Below are 20300 nucleotides of genomic sequence, written 5' to 3' on the forward strand. Positions count from 1 at the left end.
CGTCACGGTCGTCGGAGCCGGGATACAGTGGAACCCGCAACAAATGCCGCGCATGACGAGTGGAGCACGACGATGACGACCGGCAACGCCGACTACCGCGACTCCGGGCTCGAGTTCGCGCCCGACTTCCTGCTCGGCTCGGCGACCGCGTCGTACCAGATCGAGGGCGCCGCGAACGAGGACGGCCGTGGGCCGTCGATCTGGGACACGTTCAGCCACACGCCCGGCAAGGTCTGGAACGGCGACACCGGCGACGTGGCCTGCGACCACTACCACCGCTGGGAGGCCGACCTCGACCTCATGGCCGAGCTGGGCCTCGAGGCGTACCGGTTCTCGATCGCGTGGCCGCGGATCCAGCCCACCGGCCGCGGGCCGGCGAACGAGGCGGGCCTGGCGTTCTACGAAGGCCTCGTCGACGGGCTGATCGCCCGCGGCATCCGCCCCATCGCGACCCTCTACCACTGGGACCTGCCGCAGGCGCTCGAGGATGAGGGCGGCTGGACCAACCGTGCGACCGCCGAGGCGTTCGCCGACTACGCGCGCCTCGTGGGGGAGCGGCTCGGCGACCGGGTCGCCGTGTGGACCACGCTCAACGAGCCCTGGTGCTCGGCATACCTCGGTTACGGGTCGGGCGCGCACGCCCCAGGCCTGACCGACGGCGCGAAGGCCCTCGCCGCGGTGCACCACCTGAACCTCGCGCACGGGCTCGCGGTGCGCGCGCTCCGCGAGGTCGTGACGAACGACCCCGGGTTCTCGATCACGCTGAACCTGCACGTCATCCGCCCCTCCGGCGAGACCGGCCATGAGGCCGCACGCCGCATCGACGGCCTGGCCAACCGCGTCTTCCTGGGTCCGCTGTTCGGCGACGGCTATCCCGAGGACGTGATCGCCGACACCGCGGCCGTCACCGACTGGTCGTTCGTGAGGCCGGGCGACACCGAGCTCATCGCGCAGCCGATCGACCTGCTCGGCGTGAACTACTACTCGACCGTCACGGTGCGGCTCTGGGACGGCGTCTCGCCGCGCGTGAACGCCGACGGGCACAAGGACATGGGCGGCACGCCCTGGCCCGGCTCGGAGCACGTGGAGTTCCTCGAGCAGCCGGGGCCGTACACCGCGATGGGCTGGAACATCGACCCGTCGGGGCTCGAAGACCTCCTGATCGCCCTGCACGGCGCCTACCCCGAGGTGCCGCTCATGATCACCGAGAACGGCGCCGCCTTCGACGACGTCGTGACCGAGGGGCCCGACGGCCCGCAGGTCGACGACCAGGACCGCGTCGACTACCTGCGCCGGCACTTCACGGCCGCGCACCGGGCCATGGCGCGCGGGGTCGACCTGCGCGGCTACCAGGTGTGGTCGCTCATGGACAACTTCGAGTGGGGCTACGGCTACTCCAAGCGCTTCGGCATCGTGCGCGTCGACTACGACACCCTCGAGCGGTCGCCCAAGGCCAGCGCGCGCTGGTTCGCCGAGCTGATCCGCACCCGCCGGATCCCGGCGTAGCGCCCGGCTATCCGGCGTCCGCCGGGGCCGTGCCCTCACGGAGCTCGCGCGCCAGGTGCGCGACGACGGCGGTGAGGTCGCCGTCGTGGTCTGCCGCGACCTGCAGCTGCCGCTGGTAGCTCGCGCCGCCGTCGAGCGTGCGCCGCACGCGGTCGAGCTCGACCGCGCAGCCGAGCCGCTCGGCGACCGGGGCGAGCGTGTCGACCAGGTCACGGAGGTCGTCGACGACGTGCCGCTCCGAGCCCGCGACATCCGTGATCACCTCGGCATCCATGCCGTAGCGGGCGGCCCGCCACTTGTTCTCGCGCACGTACCACGGCTGGAGCACGGGGAGGGTCTCGCCGGCGTCGAGGCGCGTCGACATCCACTCGACGAGGCACTGGATGAGCGCCGCGATCGCGCCGATCTCGTCGGCCGACGACACGCCGTCGCACACGCGCACCTCGACCGTGCCCCACCGCGGCGAGGGGCGGATGTCCCAGCGCACCTCGGTATGGTCCTCGATCACGCCGGTGCGGACGAGGTCGTCGACGTAGCGCTCGTACGAGCCCCAGTCGGGCAGCGGGTACGGCAGGCCCGCCGTCGGCAGCTGCTGGAACATCAGCGCGCGGTTGGAGGCGTACCCCGTCTCGACGCCCGCCCAGTACGGGCTCGACGCCGAGAGCGCCTGCAGGTGCGGCACGTAGGCGAGCATCCCGTCGAGGATCGGCAGCGCCTTGTCGCGCTCCTCGATGCCCACGTGCACGTGGATGCCCCAGATCATCATGTTGCGACCCCACCAGCGGGTGCGCTCGATGAGCTTGTGGTAGCGGGGCTTGTCGGTGAGCCGCTGGTCGTACCACTGGCTGTAGGGGTGCGAGCCGCTGCAGATGAGCTCGTACTCGCCGAGGCGATCGAGCACCTCGCGCACCTCGGCGACCTGTCCGGTGAGGTCGTCGACAGCGCCCGCGACGTGGCGGTGCACGCCGCTGACGAGCTCGACCGTGTTCGTCAGGAGCTCCGAGGTGATGAACGGATGCGGCGTGCCGTCGGCATCGCCGAGCTCGGAGAGCACGCGGTCGCCCACCGAGGCGAGCTGGCCGCTCGCGCGGTCGACGATCGCGAGCTCCCACTCGATGCCCACGGTGGAGCGCTCGGACCGTGCGAACTCGATCTGCATGGCAGCCTCCATCGCGACGAGCGGGAACCGTGCGGCCATCATCGCACGGGGCCGGGTCGACTCGGCGATGGCGACGTCACGTTGCGCCGGCACGTGCCGGTGCCGCTGCCGGGGGCAACGGCCGTGCGGCTCGGTTCGCGGCCCGCGCCCGGATCTGGCAGAATAGGCGGTTGGATCGCCGCCCGACCCTCTATCCGGCCGTGATCCGACCCTTCGAGCTTCCGCCGGGTGTGCACCCCACGCTCCAGGCGATCGGTTCAACCTCTTTCTACACATTCTGGAGAATCGTGGCTGTCAAGATCCGTCTCAAGCGGCTCGGCAAGATCCGTGCCCCGTACTACCGCATCGTCGTCGCCGACTCGCGCACCAAGCGCGACGGTCGCGTGATCGAGGAGATCGGCAAGTACCACCCCACCGAGAACCCCTCGTTCATCGAGGTCGACTCGGACCGCGCGCAGTACTGGCTCTCCGTCGGCGCGCAGCCGACCGAGCAGGTCGCCGCCATCCTCAAGCTCACGGGCGACTGGGGCAAGTTCAAGGGCGACAAGAACGCCAAGAGCACCGTCCTCACCGCTGAGCCCAAGGCCGGTTTCGCGGTCGACGAGGCCAAGAAGTCGGTCGTGAAGCCCAAGGCCGAGAAGCCCGCCGAGAAGCCGGCCGAGGAGCCGGCTGCCGAGGCCGCCGACGAGACCGCGTCGGACGAGGCGTAGGCCTTGCTCACCTCCGCGCTCGAACACCTCGTCAAGGGGATCGTCGATCACCCTGACGAGGTGAAGGTCGTCTCCGCGTCGAGCGCACGCGGCGAGGTCCTCGAGGTGCACGTGCACCCCGAGGACCTCGGCCGGGTCATCGGGCGGTCGGGTCGCACCGCGAAGGCGCTGCGCACCATCGTCGCCGCCCTCGCCGACGGTCGCCGGGTCCGTGTCGACGTCGTCGACACCGACGACTGACGTGGCCGAGGCGAACCGCCCCCAACGCCTGCGCATCGGTCGCCTGACCAAGGCGCACGGTCTCAAGGGCGCCATCAAGCTCGAGCTCTACACCGACGATCCCGAGCGGCGCTTCGTCCCCGGCGCGGTGTTCTCGCTGCAGGTCCCCGACTCCTCGCCGTGGTACGGCAAGGAGCTGACCTTCCGCGAACTGCGCTGGTACAACGGCCACGCCGTCGGGTTCTTCGAGGGCGTCGACGACCGCACGGCGGCCGAGGGCCTCGTGAAGGCCATCCTCTGGGTCGACCAGCCCGTCGACGAGACGCCCGAACCCGACGCCTGGTACGACCACCAGCTGGTCGGCCTCGCCGTCGTGCGCGACGGCGAGAAGGTCGGCGAGGTGTCGCACGTCGACCACCTGCCCGCGCAAGACCTGCTGATCGTGTCGACACCGCACGGCGAGGTCATGGTCCCCTTCGTGTCGGCGATCGTGCCCGAGGTCGACATCGCGGCCGGCACGGTCACCGTGACGCCGCCGCCCGGGCTCTTCGAGGAGCTGCCCGAGGAGCCGCGGAGCGAGGCCGAGGCCGCGGGCGACGCGCCCGGAGCCGACGAGATCGAGGGCGACGCGCCCGAGGGCGGCGAGCCCGAGGCATCCGCCCGGCCCGACGCCGACTAGGAGCGGGTCGTGCGGATCGACATCGTCACGATCTTCCCGTCGTTCTTCGACGTGCTCGACCTGTCGCTGCTCGGCAAGGCGCGCCAGTCGGGCCTGATCGACGTGCGCACCCACGACCTGCGCGACTTCACCCACGACCGTCACCGCACCGTCGACGACACGCCCTACGGCGGCGGCGCCGGCATGGTCATGAAGCCCGAGCCGTGGGGCGAGGCGCTCGACGCGATCGTCGGCGACGCGACATCCGACGCCCTGCTCGTCGTGCCGTCGCCCGCGGGCGAGCCGTTCACGCAGGCGGTCGCGCGCGAGCTCGCCGCCGAAGAGCACCTCGTGTTCGCGTGCGGCCGCTACGAGGGCATCGACCAGCGCGTCGTCGACCACTACGCGACGCGCATGCGCGTGCGCCTGATCAGCCTCGGCGACTACGTGCTCAACGGCGGCGAGGTCGCCGTGATGGCCATGATCGAGGCGGCCGGACGGCTCGTGCCCGGCGTCGTCGGCAACCCCGACAGCCTCGTCGAGGAGTCCCACGAGGACGGGCTGCTCGAGTACCCGAGCTACACCAAGCCTGCCGTATGGCGCGGACTCGAGGTGCCGCCCGTGCTGCTCTCCGGACACCACGGCAAGGTGGCCGGATGGCGCCGCGAGCAGCAGCTCGAGCGGACCCGCCGCGTGCGCCCCGAGCTGCTCGGAGATGACGCGCGCACGACCCCTGAGTGAGGGACTCTTCACGCGCCGGAAACACGTGGGTGCACTTCGCGAAACACCCCCTGCATAGCGTCGTAACCGGCGGGTGACACCGGATTCCGCCGGAGAGCGCGGGTCGGGAGATGGGTCGGACGAGTGGGACCGGAGCACCGGCGGAGCGCATCGGCCTCCCGCCCCTCCGCCTCGTCGCCGTCACCCACGGCACCCCCTCGACGGCCAACCGCGAGGCGGTGATCCGCCTCGTCGACGGCGTCGCCTCCGCGCGTCCCGACCTCGGCGTCTCGATCACGTTCGTCGACGCGAGCAACGTCGACGTCAGCTCGGCGCTCGAGGCCGCCGCGGAACCCGACGCCGTCATCGTGCCGCTGGTGCTCTCCGCAGGCTTCCACGTCCGCACCGGGCTGTCGCTCGGCCTCGACCGCATCGGTGGATCCGCGCGCCTGGCACCCGAGCTCGGGCCCGACGAACGCCTCGTCGAGGTGCTCGCGCAGCGCCTCGACGAGCTCGGCCTCGCCCCGGGCGACACGGTGCTGCTCGCCGCCGCGGGCTCGAACGATCCGCGCGCCGTCCGCGAGTGCTTCGAGACCGCGCGCCGGCTCGGCCAGCGACTCGGCCGCTCCGTGACCGCCGGGTTCATCGCCGCCGCGATCCCGCGGCTGCCCGACGCCATCGAGATGATCCGCGAGGTGCACCCCGGCTCGCGCGTGGTCGTCGGCCCGTACCTGCTCGCGCCCGGCACGTTCTACGACCAGGCCGCGGCATCCGGTGCCGATCTCATCGCCGACCCGCTCCTGCTGCCCGACGCACCCGCGCCTGCGGCGCTCGTCGACCTCGTGCTGGACCGCTACGCCGCGGTCGGGCAGGAGCGGCGCGAGCGCGCCTGAGCCCCGAGGGGTCCGGCACGGCCGTACGCCGCCGCGCCAACGCGCCCGCCTCATTCGAGTGGGCGATCCTGGCGGCTCGGCGACGCCGAGCACCGCCAAGATCGCCCACTCGACGTCCGGCACCGGGCGGACGCACGATCCCGGTGCGCGCGAGGTCAGGCCGCGAGCGCGCCGTCGGCCTCGGCGGCCCGGGCGAGCACCTCGGCGATCCGCCCGCGGCATCCGCCGCAGCCCGTGCCGGCGCGCGTGTCGCGCCCGACGCACTCCACCGTGGTGTGGCCGCACGCGGCGGACTCCTCGATGCGCCCGACCGTGACGCCGTTGCACCAGCACACCGTGGTCTCGGGCGCGAACGCGTCGGCGTCCTCGGCGGGGTCGTAGTCGGGACCGTCGAACCGCAGCAGCAGCGAGCGGTCGGCGGGCAGTTCGCCGCCCCGCTCGAACAGGAGGGTGAGCTCGGCGGCGGTGCGCGGCATCCCGACGCTCACGAAGCCGGTGAGGACGCCGTCCTCGGTCACCATCTTGACGTAGCGCAGGTGCTCGGGGTCGGCCCACTGGGCGACGCGGCGACGCGGCGCGAGCGCGTCGTCGTCCCACGGGTCGGCGCTGACGTCGCCGACTGCGGCGACGTCGATGTGCTCGGCCTTGAGCATGACGATGGGCTCGCGCTCGGCCGGAAGGGACACGGCGGTGCCGTCCGCGTCGTCGTCGGCGACACCTGCGCCCCGGCCCCCGGCCGCGGCGTCGGCCGCGAACGTGGCGGCGAGCCACGACGCCTGCCGCCAGCCCGGGCCGATGAGGCCCGACGGCGCGCCGGGGAGGTCGCGGCGTCCGGCGGTCTCGTCGGTGCGTTCGACGACCTGCGCGCAGTCGCCGATCGCGTAGACGTCGGGGTCGCTCCAGCTGCGCAGGTCGGGTCCGACGACGACGCCGACGGCGGTGCGGAGCCCCGCGAGCGTCGCGAGCTCGTTGCGCGGGCTCACGCCACACGAGAGCACGAGCAGGTCGCCGCGCAGCTGCTTGCCGTCGGCCGTGACGAGCATGTCGAACCGACGGGTGCCGTCGTCGTCGGTGCGGAAGCCCACGGCCTCGGCGCGGCTGTGCGCGACGACGGTGATCCCCGTCCGTCGCAGCGCGGAGCGGAGCACGTGCCCGCCGCCGCGGTCGAGGTTGCGGGGCATCGGGATGGCGCCGTGGTGCACGACGCACACCTGGGCGCCGGCGTGCGCCGCGGCGAGTGCGAGCTCGAGCCCGAGCACGCCGGCGCCGAGGACGATGATGCGGCGCCGCTCGCGGACGGCCTCCAGCACGCGCTGCGCGTCGTCGAGGTCGCGGAGCGCGGTGATGCCCTCGGGGAGTGCGTCGTCTCGGGCGACGAGGCTCGAGGCGTACTTCTCGAGCGAGGCGAGGTCGCGCCGGTGACGGTCGACGCCGTCGAGCGTGGGCACGTTGGCGCGCGATCCGGTCGCGAGCACGACGCGGTCGTAGGGGAGGTCCTCGCCGTTGGAGCAGCGCACGACGTGCGCGGTGCGATCGATCGAGGTCGCGGCGACGCCGAGCAGCACGCGCGCGCCGGCGGCCTCGGCGGCCTCGCGGTCGCCGACGAGCATCGAGTCGAGGTCGGTGTTCCCGACCGCGTACTCGGCGACCAGAACGCGGTTGTACGCCTCGACGTGCTCGCCGGCGACGACCGTGAGCGCGACGCGGCCGGCCGCCACCTCGGGCAGCAGTTCCTCGACGAAGCGGGCGCCGACCGGGCCGTAGCCGACGAGGACGATCCTGAGCGGTGTGGTCATGCGAGGGCTCCGGCTTCCGCGAGGCTCGTGACGCGCACGAGATTGGTCTTGAACTCCGGCATCGACGAGATCGGATCGACCGCGTCGGAGGTGAGCAGGTTCGCCGCCTGGTCGTCGCCGTAGTGGAAGGGCAGGAAGACGGCGTCGGGGCGGATGTCGGTGGTCAGCCGGGCACGCCCGCGCACGGTGCCGAGCGGGTTGGCGAGCTCGACCGGGTCGCCGTCCGCGATGCCGAGGCGGGCGGCGGTCGCCGGGTGCAGCGAGGCGCGCAGCTCGGGCTGGGCGTCCAGCAGCTCGGGCACGCGCCGCGTCTGGGCGCCGCTCTGGTAGTGCTCGAGGAGGCGTCCCGTGACGAGCGTGAGCTCGCCGGCCGCAGGCACCGGATGCGCCGCGGCGCGGACCGTCACGGCGACGAGCCGGGCGCGCCCGTCGGCGTGCGCGAAGCGGTCGGCGAAGAGCCGCGGCGTGCCGCTTCCGCCCCGCGGGAACGGCCAGTACGCGGCCTCGCCCGCGTCGAGCATCGCGTAGTCGATGCCGGAGTAGTCGGCGATGCCGCCCTCCGACGCGAGACGGAGCTCCTCGAACACCTGCTCGGGGTCGATGTCGAACCGCGCGGTCGAGCCGAGTCGTCGGGCGAGCTCGTGCATGATCCAGAGCTCGTCGCGCGCACCGGGCGGGGCAGCGAGCGCGCGGCGGCGACGGATGACGCGACCCTCGAGGTTCGTCATGGTGCCCTCCTCCTCGGCCCACTGCAGCACCGGCAGCACGACGTCGGCGAGGGCCGCCGTCTCGGAGAGCACGAAGTCGCACACCACGAGGAGGTCGAGCGCCTCGACGCCGCGTCGGACCGCGGCGGCGTTCGGCGACGACACGACGAGGTTCGAGCCGTGCACCATGAGCGCGCGCACGCCGCCCGGCTGCCCGAGGGAGGCGAGCAGCTCGATCGCGGGCACGCCCGGTCCGGGCATGTCGTCGGGGTCGACACCCCAGACGCCGGCGACGTGGGCACGCGCCTCGGGGTCGGTGATCTTGCGGTAGCCGGGCAGCTGGTCGCACTTCTGGCCGTGCTCGCGGCCGCCCTGGCCGTTGCCCTGGCCGGTGAGCGTGCCGTAGCCGCTGCCGGGGCGGCCGGGCAGGCCGAGCAGCAGCGCGAGGTTGATCGCAGCCGTCGCGGTGTCGGTGCCGTCGACGTGCTGCTCGACGCCGCGCCCCGTGAGGACGTACGTATTGCCGCCGGCGGCGAGGCGGCGCGCGAGGCGGCGGACCGTCGGCGCGGCGACGCCCGTGACGGCCTGCACGCGCTCGGGCCACCACGAGGCGACGCTCCGTCGGAGCGAGTCGTACCCGAGGGTCCGCGCGGCGACGTAGGCCTCGTCGACGAGACGCTCCGCGATCACGACGTGCGTGATGCCGAGCAGCAGCGCGAGGTCGGTGCCGGGCGCGGGCTGGATGTGCAGCCCCTTCGCGTCGTCGGTGAGCTTCGCGGTCGCGGTGCGGCGCGGGTCGACGACGACGAGCCCGCCCGCGGCCTGCGCGCCGGCGAGGTGGCCGATGAACGGCGGCATGGTCTCGGCGACGTTGGTGCCGAGCAGCAGGATCGTGTCGGCGTCGTCGAGGTCGGTCAGCGGGAACGGCAGCCCGCGGTCGACGCCGAAGGCCCGGTTGCCCGCCGCGGCCGCCGACGACATGCAGTACCGGCCGTTGTAGTCGATGCGGCTCGTGCCGAGCGCGAGCCGGGCGAACTTGCCGAGCAGGTACGCCTTCTCGTTGGTGAGCCCGCCGCCTCCGAAGACGCCGACCGCGTCGGCGCCGTGCTGCGACCGGATGTCGCGGAGCCGCGTCGCCACGAGGTCGAGGGCGTCATCCCAGCTCGCCTCCGCGAACGCGCCGTCGGCGCCCCGCACGAGCGGGGCGCCGAGGCGTGAGGGTGCGCGGAGCAGCTCCGCCGACGTCCAGCCCTTCTTGCACAGCCCGCCGCGGTTCGTGGGGAAGTCGCGGCCGGTGACCGTCACGGGCGTGGTCGCGGTGTCCGCGGCATCCGCCGGCGTGAGGGTCATCGCGCACTGCAGGGCGCAGTACGGGCAGTGCGTGGGGGCGGGACGATCGGTCATGGTGCTCGATTCAGATCTTCTGCTCGCGCAGGTGACGGGGGCGGACGTACACCGCCCACGTGAGGACGAGCAGCACCGCGTACCCGGCGATGAAGCCCATGAACGCGGCCGCGTAGTTCCCGGTGGTCTGGAACGAGAGGTTCAGCGCCTGGGGGATGAGGAAGCCGCCGTAGGCGCCGATCGCCGAGATCAGGCCGAGCGCGGCCGCCGCCTTGCGCTGCGTCGACACGTCGCCGGCGCCGCCGTGCGAGGACCGCATCGCGAACACGATCGGCACCATCCGGTACGTCGAGCCGTTGCCGATGCCCGCGGTGGCGAACAGCAGCAGGAACAGCCCGAGGAAGAGCCAGAAGTTGCCGAGCGGCAGGGTCGCGAGGACGCCGACCGTGATCGCCGCCATCGCCGCGAACGCGACCATCGTGATGCGCGCGCCGCCGAAGCGGTCGGAGAGCTTGCCGCCGTAGGGGCGGGCGAGCGAGCCGACGAGGGCGCCGAGGAACGCGAGCCCGACCGTCGCGCCGAGCACGTTGATGGTCGAGAACTCGGGGAACTGGTCGGCGATGAGCTTCGGGAAGACGCTCGCGAAGCCGATGAAGGAGCCGAACGTGCCGATGTAGAGCAGCGACAGCAGCCAGAGGTGCGGCTCCTTGAGCGCCGCCGCCGAACCCGAGAGGTCGGCCTTGGCGTTGGAGAGGTTGTCCATGTACCTCCACGCGCCGAACATCGCCAGCAGGATGAACGGGATCCAGATGAGGCCGGCGATCGGCAGGTTGAGGCTCGCTCCCGCACCGATCGTGATGACGATCGGGACCGTGAACTGCGCGACGGACGCGCCGAGGTTGCCGCCGGCGGCGTTCAGGCCGAGGGCCCAGCCCTTCTCGCGCTGCGGGTAGAAGTACGTGATGTTCGACATCGAGCTGGCGAAGTTGCCGCCGCCGAAGCCCGCGAGCGCCGCGGCGAACAGCAGCACGCCGAATGGGGTCTCGGGGTTCGATACGCAGACCGCGAGGGCGATCGTGGGGGCGAGCAGCAGGGCCGCCGAGATGATGGTCCAGTTCCGGCCGCCGAAGATCGGCACGAGGAACGAGTAGGGGATGCGAAGGGTCGCGCCCACGAGGCTCGGGATCGAGATGAGCCAGAACAGCTCGCCGGTGGAGAGCTGGAAGCCAGCGGCCGGGAGGGCCACGGCGACGATGCTCCAGAGCTGCCAGACGACGAAGCCGAGGAACTCGGCGAAGATCGACCAGTTGAGGTTGCGTCGGGCGATGCGACGCCCCTCGCGTTCCCACTGGACGGTGTGCTCCGCGTCCCAGCCGTCGATCCAGCGGCCGGGGCGGGTGGTGAGCAGGCCCTGGTCGGCCGGCGCGGCGACATCGGTCGCGGCGCTCGTGGACGAGGGCGGGGGAGCCTGCATGGTCTCGGTCATCGGTGCCTCCGGGAGGTCGGTCTCGAGGTTTCGAGGTGGTGTCGCCGACGCTATCCGCGGCGTGTTTCCCGAGTTCGCGCGGGTGGTAAACCCTGCGTTCCCACCTGCTCACCGCGGGTCGGGGCGGGTGTGAGGTCGTGGTCACACATCGATCCGGTACCCCCGCTTGACGACGGTGGCGATCAGCCCCGGAACCCCGAGCGTCTGCCGGAGGCGGCTCAGCGCGACCTCGAGCGCGTGCTCGTCGGCGCCGCCGGGCATGCTCGCGGCGAGGCGCTCGCGCGAGACGACCGAGCCGCGGGCCCGGACGAGGGCGCAGAGGATGGCGCGGCCCACCGGGGCGAGTTCGACCCGACGCCCGGCGACCTCGACCACGGACCCCCGCAGCGCGAGCGGGCCGTGCTGCGTCTCGAGCCGGACGATGCGCTCGGTCTCGAGGTGCTCGCACACCTGGCGGATCATCGCGCCCATGCGGTAGCGCTCGGGCTGCAGCGGCTCGATGCCGGCCGCGATGAGCGGCGCGGCGGTCACGGGACCGACGGTCGCCGCGACCACCGGGCCGCGCATCGCGTCGATCAGGTCGTCGTACCGGCCGCGCGCCTCCGCCGCCATGAGCAGCGCGTGGACGGCCGGTGCGCTCGTGAACGTGATGCAGTCGAGGCCGCCCGTGCAGGCGGCCTCGATGAGGCGGTCCACCCGCTCGTCGAAGAGGTCCGGGTCGATCCATCGGTACGGCTCGACCGTGAGCACCCGATCGTGGGCGTCGCGGAGGCGGTCGAGCTGGGACGGCGGCAGGTAGCCGTGCAGCTGCACCGCGACGGTGAGCCCCCGCGGATTGGAGGCGAGCACCTCGTCGATGAGCGACTCGGTGGTCTCCTCGGCGCTCATCCCGACGTCGTCGAGTCCGGCGGCGCGGATGCCGCCGCGCGCCTTCGGGCCGCGGACCAGGATGGCCGTGTCGTGCAGCGCGTCGAGGAGCTCGTCGCCGAGCCCCGCGGCATCCGCCACCTCGAACCAGCGGCGGACACCGTACGCGGTCGTCGCGAGGAGCACGTCGGGCCGCGCCTCGATGATCGCGCGCGTGTCGGCGATCACGGGCTCGTCGGAACTGGCGTTCGCCATGCGGATGGTCGGCGCGTGCACGACCTGCGCGCCGCGGCGCGCGAACGCGTCGATGAGGTCTCCGGAGCGGCGGTCGCTCGTCACGCCGATCCGGAAGCCGTGGAGCTGGTCGGGCCGGAACCCGATCGCGGACTCCACCTGGTCGGTCACGCGACCACCGCCGCGAAACCCGCCGCACGTTCCATGAGCTGGGCGGCGCTCAGGTCGCCGTCGTGCGCGAGCCGGACGACCTCGCCCACCACGATGACCGCCGGCGAGCTGACGCCCGCGACGCCGGCCGCCGTCACGATGCCGCCGAGGTCGGCGATCGTCGTGCGCTGGTCGCCGCGGAAGCCGCGCTCGACGATCGCGACGGGCATCGAGGCACGCATGCCGTGGCGCGCGAGGCCGGCCGCGAGCATGGGCAGCGTGTTCACGCCCATGAGCACGACGATCGTGCCGCCGAGCCCGGCGAGGTGCGCCAGCTCGTCGTCGGTCAGGGGCGCGTGGCCGGAGACGACCGTGAAGAGGTGGCTGACGCCGCGATGCGTGAGGGGGATGCCGGCCGCACCGGGCACGGCGATGGCGCTCGTCACGCCGGGGACGACCTCGACCGGGACGCCCGCGCGATGGCACGCGAGCACCTCCTCGCTGCCGCGGCCCAGGACGTACGGATCGCCGCCCTTGAGCCGCACCGCGTGGCGGCCCGCCAGCGCGTGGCGGACGAGCAGGGCCTCGATGTCGGACTGGGGGATGGCGTGGTGGCCGGGCCGTTTGCCGACGTCGACGAGTTCGGCGTCGGGGGCGAGCTCGGCGAGCCGCGCGTGGGGCGCGAGCCGGTCGTAGAGCACGACGTCGGCGGAGCCGAGCGCGCGGATCGCGGCGACGGTCAGCAGGTCCTCGCGGCCGGGCCCGCCGCCGACCAGCGTCACGCGGCCCGTCACGCGTCGGCCCCCCGCACCGGGATGGTGGGTCCGGCGACGAGCACGGCCTCGCCGCGCGCGATTTCCTCGGCGGTCGCGGGACGCATCTGCCCGCGTTCCTCGATGCGCGCGAGCGGCGTGTCGGCGGCCTCGGGCGCGTTCACGAAGGAGCGGAATCGACGGAGGCGGTCGGGGTCGGCGAGCGTGGCCGCCCACTCGTCCTCGTACGTGTCGACGTGCCGGGCCATCGCGGCCTCGAGCTCGTCGGCCAGGCCGAGCGAGTCGTCGACGACGACGTCGCGCACGTGGTCGAGGCCGCCCTCGATGTCCTCCATCCAGCGCGCGGTGCGCTGCAGCCGGTCGGCGGTGCGGATGTAGTACATCATGTAGCGGTCGATGTAGCGCAGCAGCGTCTGGTCGTCGAGGTCGCTCGCGAGCAGCTGCGCGTGCGCCGGCTGGAAGCCGCCGTTGCCGCCGACGTAGAGGTTCCAGCCCTGGTCGGTCGCGATCACGCCGACGTCCTTGCCGCGGGCCTCCGCGCACTCGCGCGCGCAGCCCGAGACGCCGAACTTCAGCTTGTGCGGCGAGCGGAGGCCGCGGTACCGGAGCTCGAGGCGGATGGCCATGGCGACCGAGTCCTGCACGCCGTAGCGGCACCAGGTCGAGCCGACGCAGCTCTTGACGTTCCGGAGTGCCTTGCCGTACGCCTGGCCGGACTCGAAGCCCGCGTCGACGAGCCGCTTCCAGATGTCGGGCAACTGCTCGAGGCGGGCGCCGAACAGGTCGATGCGCTGGCCGCCGGTGATCTTGGTGTAGAGGCCGAAGTCGGTCGCGACCTGCGCGATGACCGCGAGCTTCTGCGGCGTGATCTCGCCGGCGGGGATGCGCGGGACGACCGAGTACGTGCCGTCCTTCTGCATGTTCGCCATGGCGCGGTCGTTGGTGTCCTGCAGGCCGCCGCGGCCGCCGTCGAGGATGTACGAGCCGTGCTGTGCGGCGAGGATCGACGCGACGACGGGCTTGCAGACGTCGCAGCCGCGTCCGCTGCCGAGGCGGGCGACGATGTCCTCGAACGAGGTGAGCTCGAGCACGCGGATCGACTCGAAGAGCTCCTGGCGCGAGATCGCGAAGTGCTCGCAGAGGGCGCGCGAGATCGTCTGGCCCGACTTCTTCAGCTCGGCCTCGAGCAGCTTCTTCACGAGCGGCACGCACGAGCCGCACTGCGTGCCGGCCCGCGTGCAGGTCTTCAGTGCGCCGAGCTCGGTGCAGCCGGCCTCGTGCGCGCCGTGCGAGCCGGTCACGGCGTCGCGGATGGTACCGGCGGCGACGTTGTTGCAGGCGCACACCAGCGCGGCGGCCGGCAGCTCGTCGCCTGCGGGCGCCTCCATGCCCGACGCCGAGAGGTAGGCCGCGGGCTCGCTCGAGAGCTCTGTGCCGAGGAGGGGCCGGAGCGACGCGTACGGCGACGCGTCGCCAACGAAGATGCCGCCGAGCAGCGTCTTCGCGTCGTCGGTCATCACGAGCTTCTGGTACATCCCGCGCGCCGGGTCGGCGTAGACGATCTCGAGCGCCTGCTCGGTGCGTGCGAGCGCGTCGCCGAAGCTCGCGACGTCGACGCCGGCGAGCTTGAGCTTGGTCGCGTCGTCGACGGTCGTGAACTCCGCCGCGCCGCCGAGCAGGCGGTCGGCGACGACCTCGGCCATGGCGTTCGCGGGGGCGACGAGCCCGGTGCACCGGCCCTCGAAGCTCGCGACCTCTCCGATGGCCCAGACGTTCGGCACGGATGCCGCGCACGCCGTGTCGATCGACACGCCGCCGCGCGGTCCCAGCTCGAGCCCCATCGCCCGAGCCAGCTCGTCGCGCGGCGAGATCCCGATCGCGAACACGACGAGATCGGCGTCGACGCGGCGGCCGTCGGTGAGCTCCACCCCCACGACGCCGCCGCTGCTTTCGAGCACCTTCGCGGGGCGGACCCCGAGGTGCAGAGTGATGCCCTTGCCGGCGATGATGCGGCCGAGCGCGCGCCCGGCGCCCTCGTCGAGCTGGGCCGACATGAGCCAGGAGCCGGAGTGGACGATCGCGGCATCCGCCCCCAGCTCGGCGAGGCCGCCCGCGGCCTCCAGGCCGAGCAGGCCGCCGCCGGCGACGATCGCGCGCGGCGGACGGCCGAGGCGCTCCGCGAGCTCGCGGGTCTCCGCGACGAGCGCGTCGACGTCGTCGATCGTGCGGTAGACGCGGGCGTGCTCGCGGCCGGGGATCTCGGGCACGGGCGCGCTCGAGCCGGTCGCGAACACGAGGTCGTCCCAGCGCAGCTCGAGGCCCGACGCGGTCGTCGCCGTGCGGGTCGCGCGGCTCACCTCGACGACGCGCTCGCCCGTGAGGAGGCGGACGTGCCCGTCGTCCCACGGCGTGTCCGAGAGGGTGAGGTCGGCCGCGGTGTCGGCCAGGCGCGTGCTCAGCGCGACGCGGTCGTACGGCGCCCACGATTCCTCGCAGACGACCGTCACGCGCAGGCGGCGATCGGTGTCGCGGGCGTGCAGGCTGTCGGCCAGGCGGTGCGCCGCCGGACCGCCGCCGACGACGACGACGTGGCGCGTGCCGGCCGCGGCGTTCGCGGTCTCGTTCATGGCTGCCTCCCGGTCTCAGGTTGACGGCGAGCGTACGGCGGGGGCGTTTCCGCTCTGTTTCGTGGTGGTAACACAAGCGCACCGGGACCTTACGGGTGCGTCCCGTCGATGTGAGGGCGGTTTCACCCGGGCGAAACACGCGGGATGGGGCTCGGGAAACATCGCGCGCCTAGCGTCGGGTGCATCGAGACGGAGGAGCCGAGATGACGTCGACCCTGGAGATCACCACCACCTGGGCCCGCGCGTGCGCGGTCAGCGACCTCGAGCCCGGCTGGGGCGAGGTCGCGCTGCTCGACGCGCGGCGGGTCGCGCTCGTGCGCGTCGCCGGCGAGGAGGTGTACGCCGTCGACCACCACGATCCGCACACGGGCGCACCCGTCATGGCGCGCGGCATCGTCGGATCGCGCGGCGACCGCCCGACGATCGCGTCGCCGCTGCACAAGGAGGTCTACGACCTCGGCACCGGCGAGTGCTTCACCGATCCCGCGCTGTCGCTGCGCACGTACCGCACGCGCGTCGTCGGCGGCATGATCGAGGTGGAGCTGCACGGATGACGCGACCCGCGACCGGCGCCGCCTCGCCTGACGACCGGATCGTCGACGTGCTCGTCGCGCGGCTCGCCGAGGCGGGCCTGCGCTGGGACGACCGCGTCGTGCTGGCCGCCGCCGGATCGGATGACGCCGCCGCCGTCGAGGACTGCCGCGCCATGGGCCGGCGGCTGGCCGCGCGGCTCGGCCGGCGCGTGTCCGTCGGGTTCCTCGCGACGGCGCGCCCGTCGGTCGCCGACGCCGTGGCGAACACGCGCGCCACGCACCCGGTCTCCCGGGTCGTGGTCGCGAGCTACCTGCTCGCGCCTGGGCGCCTGCACGACCTGGCCGCGTCGGCGGGCGGCGACGTCACGACCGCGCCGATGCTGGGAGCGGATGCCGCGGCGCCCGCCGCACCCGTCGACCTCGAGGCCGACCGCTCCGCGGAGGCCGAGCTCAGCTCCGTTGCGTGAGCACGATGGGGTCGCCGTGGGTGACCGCGATCGTGTGCTCGGAGTGCGCGCCCCGTGACCCGTCGGCGCTGCGCAGCGTCCACCCGTCGGGGTCGGTGACGATGCGGTCGGTCGTGTGCAGGAACCACGGCTCGATCGCGAGCACGAGGCCGGGCTTGAGCGGGAGGCCGCGGCCCGGGCGGCCGTTGTTGGGCACGTGCGGCTCACCGTGCATGGTGCGGCCCACCCCGTGCCCGCCGAAGTCGGTGTTGATCGAGTACCCCTCGGCCTTCGCGACCTCCGCGATCGCCCGGGAGATGTCGCCGATCCGGTTGCCGGGCCGCGCGGCGGCGATGCCCGCGTCGAGCGCGCGGCGCGTGGTGTCGATGAGACGGAGGTCCTCCTCGCGGGGGGTGCCGACGACGATCGAGACCGCCGAGTCGGCGACCCAGCCGTTCACGGAGGCCGCGAAGTCGAGGCTCAGCAGGTCGCCGTCCTTCAGCGCGTAGTCATGGGGGAGCCCGTGCAGGACCGCGTCGTTGACCGACGTGCAGATCACCTTGCCGAACGGGCTGCCGCCGAACGACGGGTGGTAGTCGATGTAGCAGCTCTCCGCGCCGGCCTTCCGGATCATGTCGTGCGCGAGCGCGTCGAGCTCCAGCAGGTTCACGCCGACCGCGGCGGCCTTCGACGTCGCCTCCAGCACGCTCGCCACGAAGCGGCCTGCGGGACGCATCTCGTCGATCTCGGCAGGGGTCCTCAGTTCGATCACGCTCATCCTCTCCGCCCACCATTCTGTCGGCTCCGCCCTGAGTGAACACCCGGCCGCCCCGCAGGAGCCGTCGCTACGCTGGCCTCATGCTGATCCGACGCGGGTTCTACCGGTGGCAGTTCGCCGCCGCGATCGTGCTGCCCGTGTGGCTGCTCATCGGCTACGCCATCTTCGGCTCGAGCGGCTGGGGCGTCATCGGCCTCATGTTCGCCACGCCGATCGCGTTCATCTCGCTCGGGGTCGCCGCCCTGCTCGTCGCGGCCCGGCCCGACGTGCGCCGCGACAAGGCCGTCGACTGGTGGGATGTCGCGGTGCTCGGCGTGTGGCACCTGCTCATCGTCGCCGCCGGCTTCTACGGAGAGGCCGGCATCACGTTCGCGATCCTCGCCATGGTCGGGGCGATCGGCGCCTTCTGGTACGGGGTGTGGCGGCTGCTCAGCGACGGCGCGCGCCGCGTGCGCGCCACCATGGAGGAGTACGAGCGCCTCGCGTCGTCGGGCGCCGCGCCCGGTGCCGGGCTCCCCGGCCAGGGCCGGGATGCCGGTCGCGGGCCGGCGGCCACGGGCGGCGAGGAGATCATCGTGATCCGGGAGGAGCGGAGCTGGGAGGAGCGCCGCGACTGATCGGCGCCTCGTGCCCGGCCGCCGCCGCGGCATCCGTCACCGCCCGATTTTGGCCGCGAGGCCCCTGATCTGGCAGAATGGACGATTGTGCCGCCGCATGGCCCTGCCTCCGGGGGGCCCGCATGACGCGAGGAATCGCGCGAAGCGGCACCAGACACTTCCATCCATGATCCGCGTTCGACCGGTTGCGGGCGCAGAGAGCGAACCATCATGCACATCCTCGACCACGTCGACGCCGCGAGCCTCCGCTCCGACATCCCGGACTTCCGTCCCGGCGACACCGTCAAGGTGCACGTCAACATCGTCGAAGGCACCCGTTCGCGCATCCAGGTCTTCCAGGGCGTCGTCATCGGCCGCCAGGGCGAGGGCGTGCGCGAGACCTTCACCGTCCGCAAGATCAGCTTCCAGGTGGGCGTCGAGCGCAAGTTCCCGGTGCACTCGCCGGTGATCGACCACATCGAGATCGTCACCCGCGGCGACGTGCGCCGCGCGAAGCTGTACTACCTGCGCGAGCTCCGCGGCAAGAAGGCGAAGATCAAGGAGAAGCGCGAGAACTGATCGGCTGCCGCCGACCGCATCGCGTCATCCGCTCGAGCTCCCCACCCCTAGACTGGGTCGGGGAGCTCGAGCCGTTTCATGACTGAAGACACACGCACTGCGCGCGACGAACGCGCCGCATCCGGGACGCCGTCGTCGCGCCGCCGGAGCACACTGCTGTTCCTGCGCGACCTGGTGGTGATCTTCCTCGTCGCGGTGCTGGTGTCGTTCCTGATCAAGACCTTCCTGATCCGGTCGTTCTTCATCCCGTCGCAGTCGATGGAGATGACGCTCGTGCAGGACGACCGCATCATCGTCAACCAGCTCACGCCCGAGGTCATGCCGATCGAACGCGGCGACGTGGTCGTCTTCAAGGACCCGGGCGGATGGCTGCCCGCGCGCGCCGAGGAGTCGCAGCCGCCGCTCATCGCGGCCGTCGACTGGTTCCTCGCGTTCGTCGGGCTCTCGGCGCCCGACTCCAACGACCACCTCGTCAAGCGCGTCATCGGCCTGCCCGGCGACACCGTGGTCTGCTGCAACGCGCTCGGCCAGATGAGCGTGAACGGCGTGCCGCTCGACGAGCCCTACGTCGCCCTGCCGCCCGGCGAGACCAAGGTCTCGCGGGACGACTTCGAGACCGTGGTGCCCGACGACTCGCTCTGGGTGATGGGCGACAACCGCTACAACTCCAAGGACTCGCGCTACAACACCGAGACGCCGCTCAAGGGGTTCGTGCCGATCGAGAACGTCGTCGGCCGCGCCGTCGTGGTGAGCTGGCCGATCTCGCACTGGATCTGGCTCGACAACTACCCCGAGGTGTTCGCCGGCGTCGACGAAGGGGCCGAGTGAGGTGAGCCCAGCCGGCGTGCCGACGCTACGGATCGAGCGCGAGCTGCTGGCCGGGGGAGCGCCCGTGGTCCTCGCCTGCGACGAGGTCGGTCGGGGCGCGCTCGCCGGGCCCGTGAGCGTCGGCATCGTCGTCATCGACGCGACGGTCAAGCGGATGCCGGCGGGCTTGCGCGACTCCAAGATGCTGCCCGAGCCGAGGCGCGAGCTGCTCGCGCCGCGAGCCGCCGCCTGGGTGCTCGCGTCGGCCGTCGGAGAGGCGTCGGCCGAGGAGATCGACCGGCTCGGAATCATGGCCTGCCTCGGGCTCGCCGGTGCCCGGGCGTTCGCCGCGCTCGCCGTCGACCGGGGGCTGGTCGCCGGGGCTCCGCTGCTGCTCGACGGCAACTACGACTGGCTGAGCCCGTCCATCGAGCACCGCGCCCAGGTGGTCACCCGCATCAAGGCCGACCGCGACTGCGCGTCGGTGTCCGCGGCATCCGTCATCGCCAAGGTCCACCGCGACCGCGGGATGCGCCGCGCGCACGACGAGACTCCGCTCTACCACTGGCACGAGAACAAGGGCTACTCGAGCCCGGCGCATTTCGCCGCGATCGCCGAGCACGGCCCGAGCGGCCTGCACCGGCGCACCTGGCTGCACGAGCGGGCGCCCGAGGAGGCCCCGTCGCTGTTCGACCTCGAAGTAGGATGATCA

At 72.7% G+C, this 20300-nt stretch carries 20 protein-coding genes; 12 read left to right on the forward strand and 8 right to left on the reverse strand.

Annotated elements, in window-relative coordinates; all coding sequences use genetic code 11:
- Positions 1 to 72 precede the first annotated feature (72 nt).
- Complete coding sequence (locus AC3RKB_RS15830) at positions 73 to 1506, forward strand: GH1 family beta-glucosidase (protein ID WP_491437210.1); 1434 nt, start codon at positions 73 to 75, stop codon at positions 1504 to 1506.
- Positions 1507 to 1513: 7 nt separating this feature from the next.
- Here the strand turns inward: AC3RKB_RS15830 and AC3RKB_RS15835 are convergent, their stop codons facing one another.
- Positions 1514 to 2665 carry a glutamate--cysteine ligase gene (locus tag AC3RKB_RS15835; RefSeq protein WP_491437865.1) on the reverse strand — a complete coding sequence of 384 codons (1152 nt, stop codon included), beginning with the start codon at positions 2663 to 2665 and terminating at the stop codon, positions 1514 to 1516.
- Positions 2666 to 2952: 287 nt separating this feature from the next.
- Here AC3RKB_RS15835 and rpsP point away from each other — a divergent pair, with 287 nt between their 5' ends.
- From rpsP to AC3RKB_RS15860, 5 genes are all read left to right on the forward strand, one after another.
- The gene (gene rpsP, locus AC3RKB_RS15840) at positions 2953 to 3375 is read left to right on the forward strand and encodes a 30S ribosomal protein S16 (protein ID WP_491437211.1); all 423 of its coding nucleotides are present in this window, start codon (positions 2953 to 2955) and stop codon (positions 3373 to 3375) included.
- 3 nt (positions 3376 to 3378) lie between these two features.
- A complete protein-coding gene (locus AC3RKB_RS15845) occupies positions 3379 to 3615 on the forward strand; it encodes an RNA-binding protein (RefSeq protein ID WP_092669556.1) in 237 nt (78 codons plus the stop codon).
- A 1-nt stretch (position 3616) separates the two neighbouring features.
- Entirely contained in the window at positions 3617 to 4273 is a 657-nt protein-coding gene (gene rimM, locus AC3RKB_RS15850) for a ribosome maturation factor RimM (RefSeq protein ID WP_491437212.1), read from the forward strand.
- A gap of 9 nt (positions 4274 to 4282) precedes the next feature.
- Entirely contained in the window at positions 4283 to 4993 is a 711-nt protein-coding gene (gene trmD, locus AC3RKB_RS15855; RefSeq protein ID WP_491437213.1) for a tRNA (guanosine(37)-N1)-methyltransferase TrmD, read from the forward strand.
- Between the two features lie 110 nt (positions 4994 to 5103).
- Entirely contained in the window at positions 5104 to 5865 is a 762-nt protein-coding gene (locus tag AC3RKB_RS15860) for a sirohydrochlorin chelatase (RefSeq protein WP_491437214.1), read from the forward strand.
- A 155-nt stretch (positions 5866 to 6020) separates the two neighbouring features.
- On the opposite strand, the gene AC3RKB_RS15865 is transcribed toward AC3RKB_RS15860, so the two are convergent.
- The 6 genes from AC3RKB_RS15865 to nirB all read right to left on the reverse strand — a co-directional run bounded on the left by AC3RKB_RS15865 (position 6021) and on the right by nirB (position 15849).
- On the reverse strand, positions 6021 to 7661 hold the full coding sequence (locus tag AC3RKB_RS15865; RefSeq protein WP_491437215.1) for an FAD-dependent oxidoreductase: 1641 nt from the start codon (positions 7659 to 7661) through the stop codon (positions 6021 to 6023).
- Positions 7658 to 9772, reverse strand: a complete 2115-nt coding sequence (locus tag AC3RKB_RS15870; RefSeq protein ID WP_491437216.1) for a molybdopterin oxidoreductase family protein — start codon at positions 9770 to 9772, stop codon at positions 7658 to 7660. Before AC3RKB_RS15870 ends, AC3RKB_RS15865 begins: the two co-directional genes overlap by 4 nt.
- 10 nt (positions 9773 to 9782) lie before the next feature.
- Positions 9783 to 11198 carry an MFS transporter gene (locus tag AC3RKB_RS15875; RefSeq protein WP_491437217.1) on the reverse strand — a complete coding sequence of 472 codons (1416 nt, stop codon included), beginning with the start codon at positions 11196 to 11198 and terminating at the stop codon, positions 9783 to 9785.
- 141 nt (positions 11199 to 11339) lie between these two features.
- Positions 11340 to 12470 carry a uroporphyrinogen-III synthase gene (locus AC3RKB_RS15880; RefSeq protein WP_491437218.1) on the reverse strand — a complete coding sequence of 377 codons (1131 nt, stop codon included), beginning with the start codon at positions 12468 to 12470 and terminating at the stop codon, positions 11340 to 11342.
- A complete protein-coding gene (cobA, locus tag AC3RKB_RS15885; RefSeq protein WP_491437219.1) occupies positions 12467 to 13243 on the reverse strand; it encodes a uroporphyrinogen-III C-methyltransferase in 777 nt (258 codons plus the stop codon). Before cobA ends, AC3RKB_RS15880 begins: the two co-directional genes overlap by 4 nt.
- Positions 13240 to 15849: a nitrite reductase large subunit NirB gene (gene nirB / locus AC3RKB_RS15890; protein WP_491437220.1), complete on the reverse strand. Its 2610-nt coding sequence runs from the start codon at positions 15847 to 15849 to the stop codon at positions 13240 to 13242. The genes cobA and nirB overlap by 4 nt, the downstream gene beginning before the upstream one ends.
- Positions 15850 to 16052: 203 nt before the next feature.
- Between nirB and nirD the strand changes: the two genes are divergently transcribed.
- Both nirD and AC3RKB_RS15900 read left to right on the forward strand, forming a co-directional pair.
- A complete protein-coding gene (nirD, locus tag AC3RKB_RS15895; RefSeq protein ID WP_491437221.1) occupies positions 16053 to 16403 on the forward strand; it encodes a nitrite reductase small subunit NirD in 351 nt (116 codons plus the stop codon).
- Complete coding sequence (locus AC3RKB_RS15900; RefSeq protein ID WP_491437222.1) at positions 16400 to 16849, forward strand: sirohydrochlorin chelatase; 450 nt, start codon at positions 16400 to 16402, stop codon at positions 16847 to 16849. The genes nirD and AC3RKB_RS15900 overlap by 4 nt, the downstream gene beginning before the upstream one ends.
- Here the strand turns inward: AC3RKB_RS15900 and map are convergent.
- Entirely contained in the window at positions 16833 to 17600 is a 768-nt protein-coding gene (map, locus tag AC3RKB_RS15905; protein ID WP_491437223.1) for a type I methionyl aminopeptidase, read from the reverse strand. The genes AC3RKB_RS15900 and map overlap by 17 nt on opposite strands.
- 86 nt (positions 17601 to 17686) lie before the next feature.
- Here map and AC3RKB_RS15910 point away from each other — a divergent pair, with 86 nt between their 5' ends.
- The 4 genes from AC3RKB_RS15910 to rnhB all read left to right on the forward strand — a co-directional run bounded on the left by AC3RKB_RS15910 (position 17687) and on the right by rnhB (position 20297).
- Positions 17687 to 18223, forward strand: coding sequence for a hypothetical protein (locus AC3RKB_RS15910; protein WP_491437224.1), 537 nt, complete (start codon positions 17687 to 17689; stop codon positions 18221 to 18223).
- A gap of 210 nt (positions 18224 to 18433) precedes the next feature.
- On the forward strand, positions 18434 to 18781 hold the full coding sequence (gene rplS, locus AC3RKB_RS15915; protein WP_491437225.1) for a 50S ribosomal protein L19: 348 nt from the start codon (positions 18434 to 18436) through the stop codon (positions 18779 to 18781).
- 78 nt (positions 18782 to 18859) lie between these two features.
- Positions 18860 to 19609 carry a signal peptidase I gene (lepB, locus tag AC3RKB_RS15920; protein WP_491437226.1) on the forward strand — a complete coding sequence of 250 codons (750 nt, stop codon included), beginning with the start codon at positions 18860 to 18862 and terminating at the stop codon, positions 19607 to 19609.
- A gap of 1 nt (position 19610) precedes the next feature.
- On the forward strand, positions 19611 to 20297 hold the full coding sequence (gene rnhB / locus AC3RKB_RS15925; RefSeq protein ID WP_491437227.1) for a ribonuclease HII: 687 nt from the start codon (positions 19611 to 19613) through the stop codon (positions 20295 to 20297).
- The last annotated feature ends 3 nt before the right edge of the window (positions 20298 to 20300 follow it).

Source organism: Agromyces capsici, assembly GCF_058349965.1.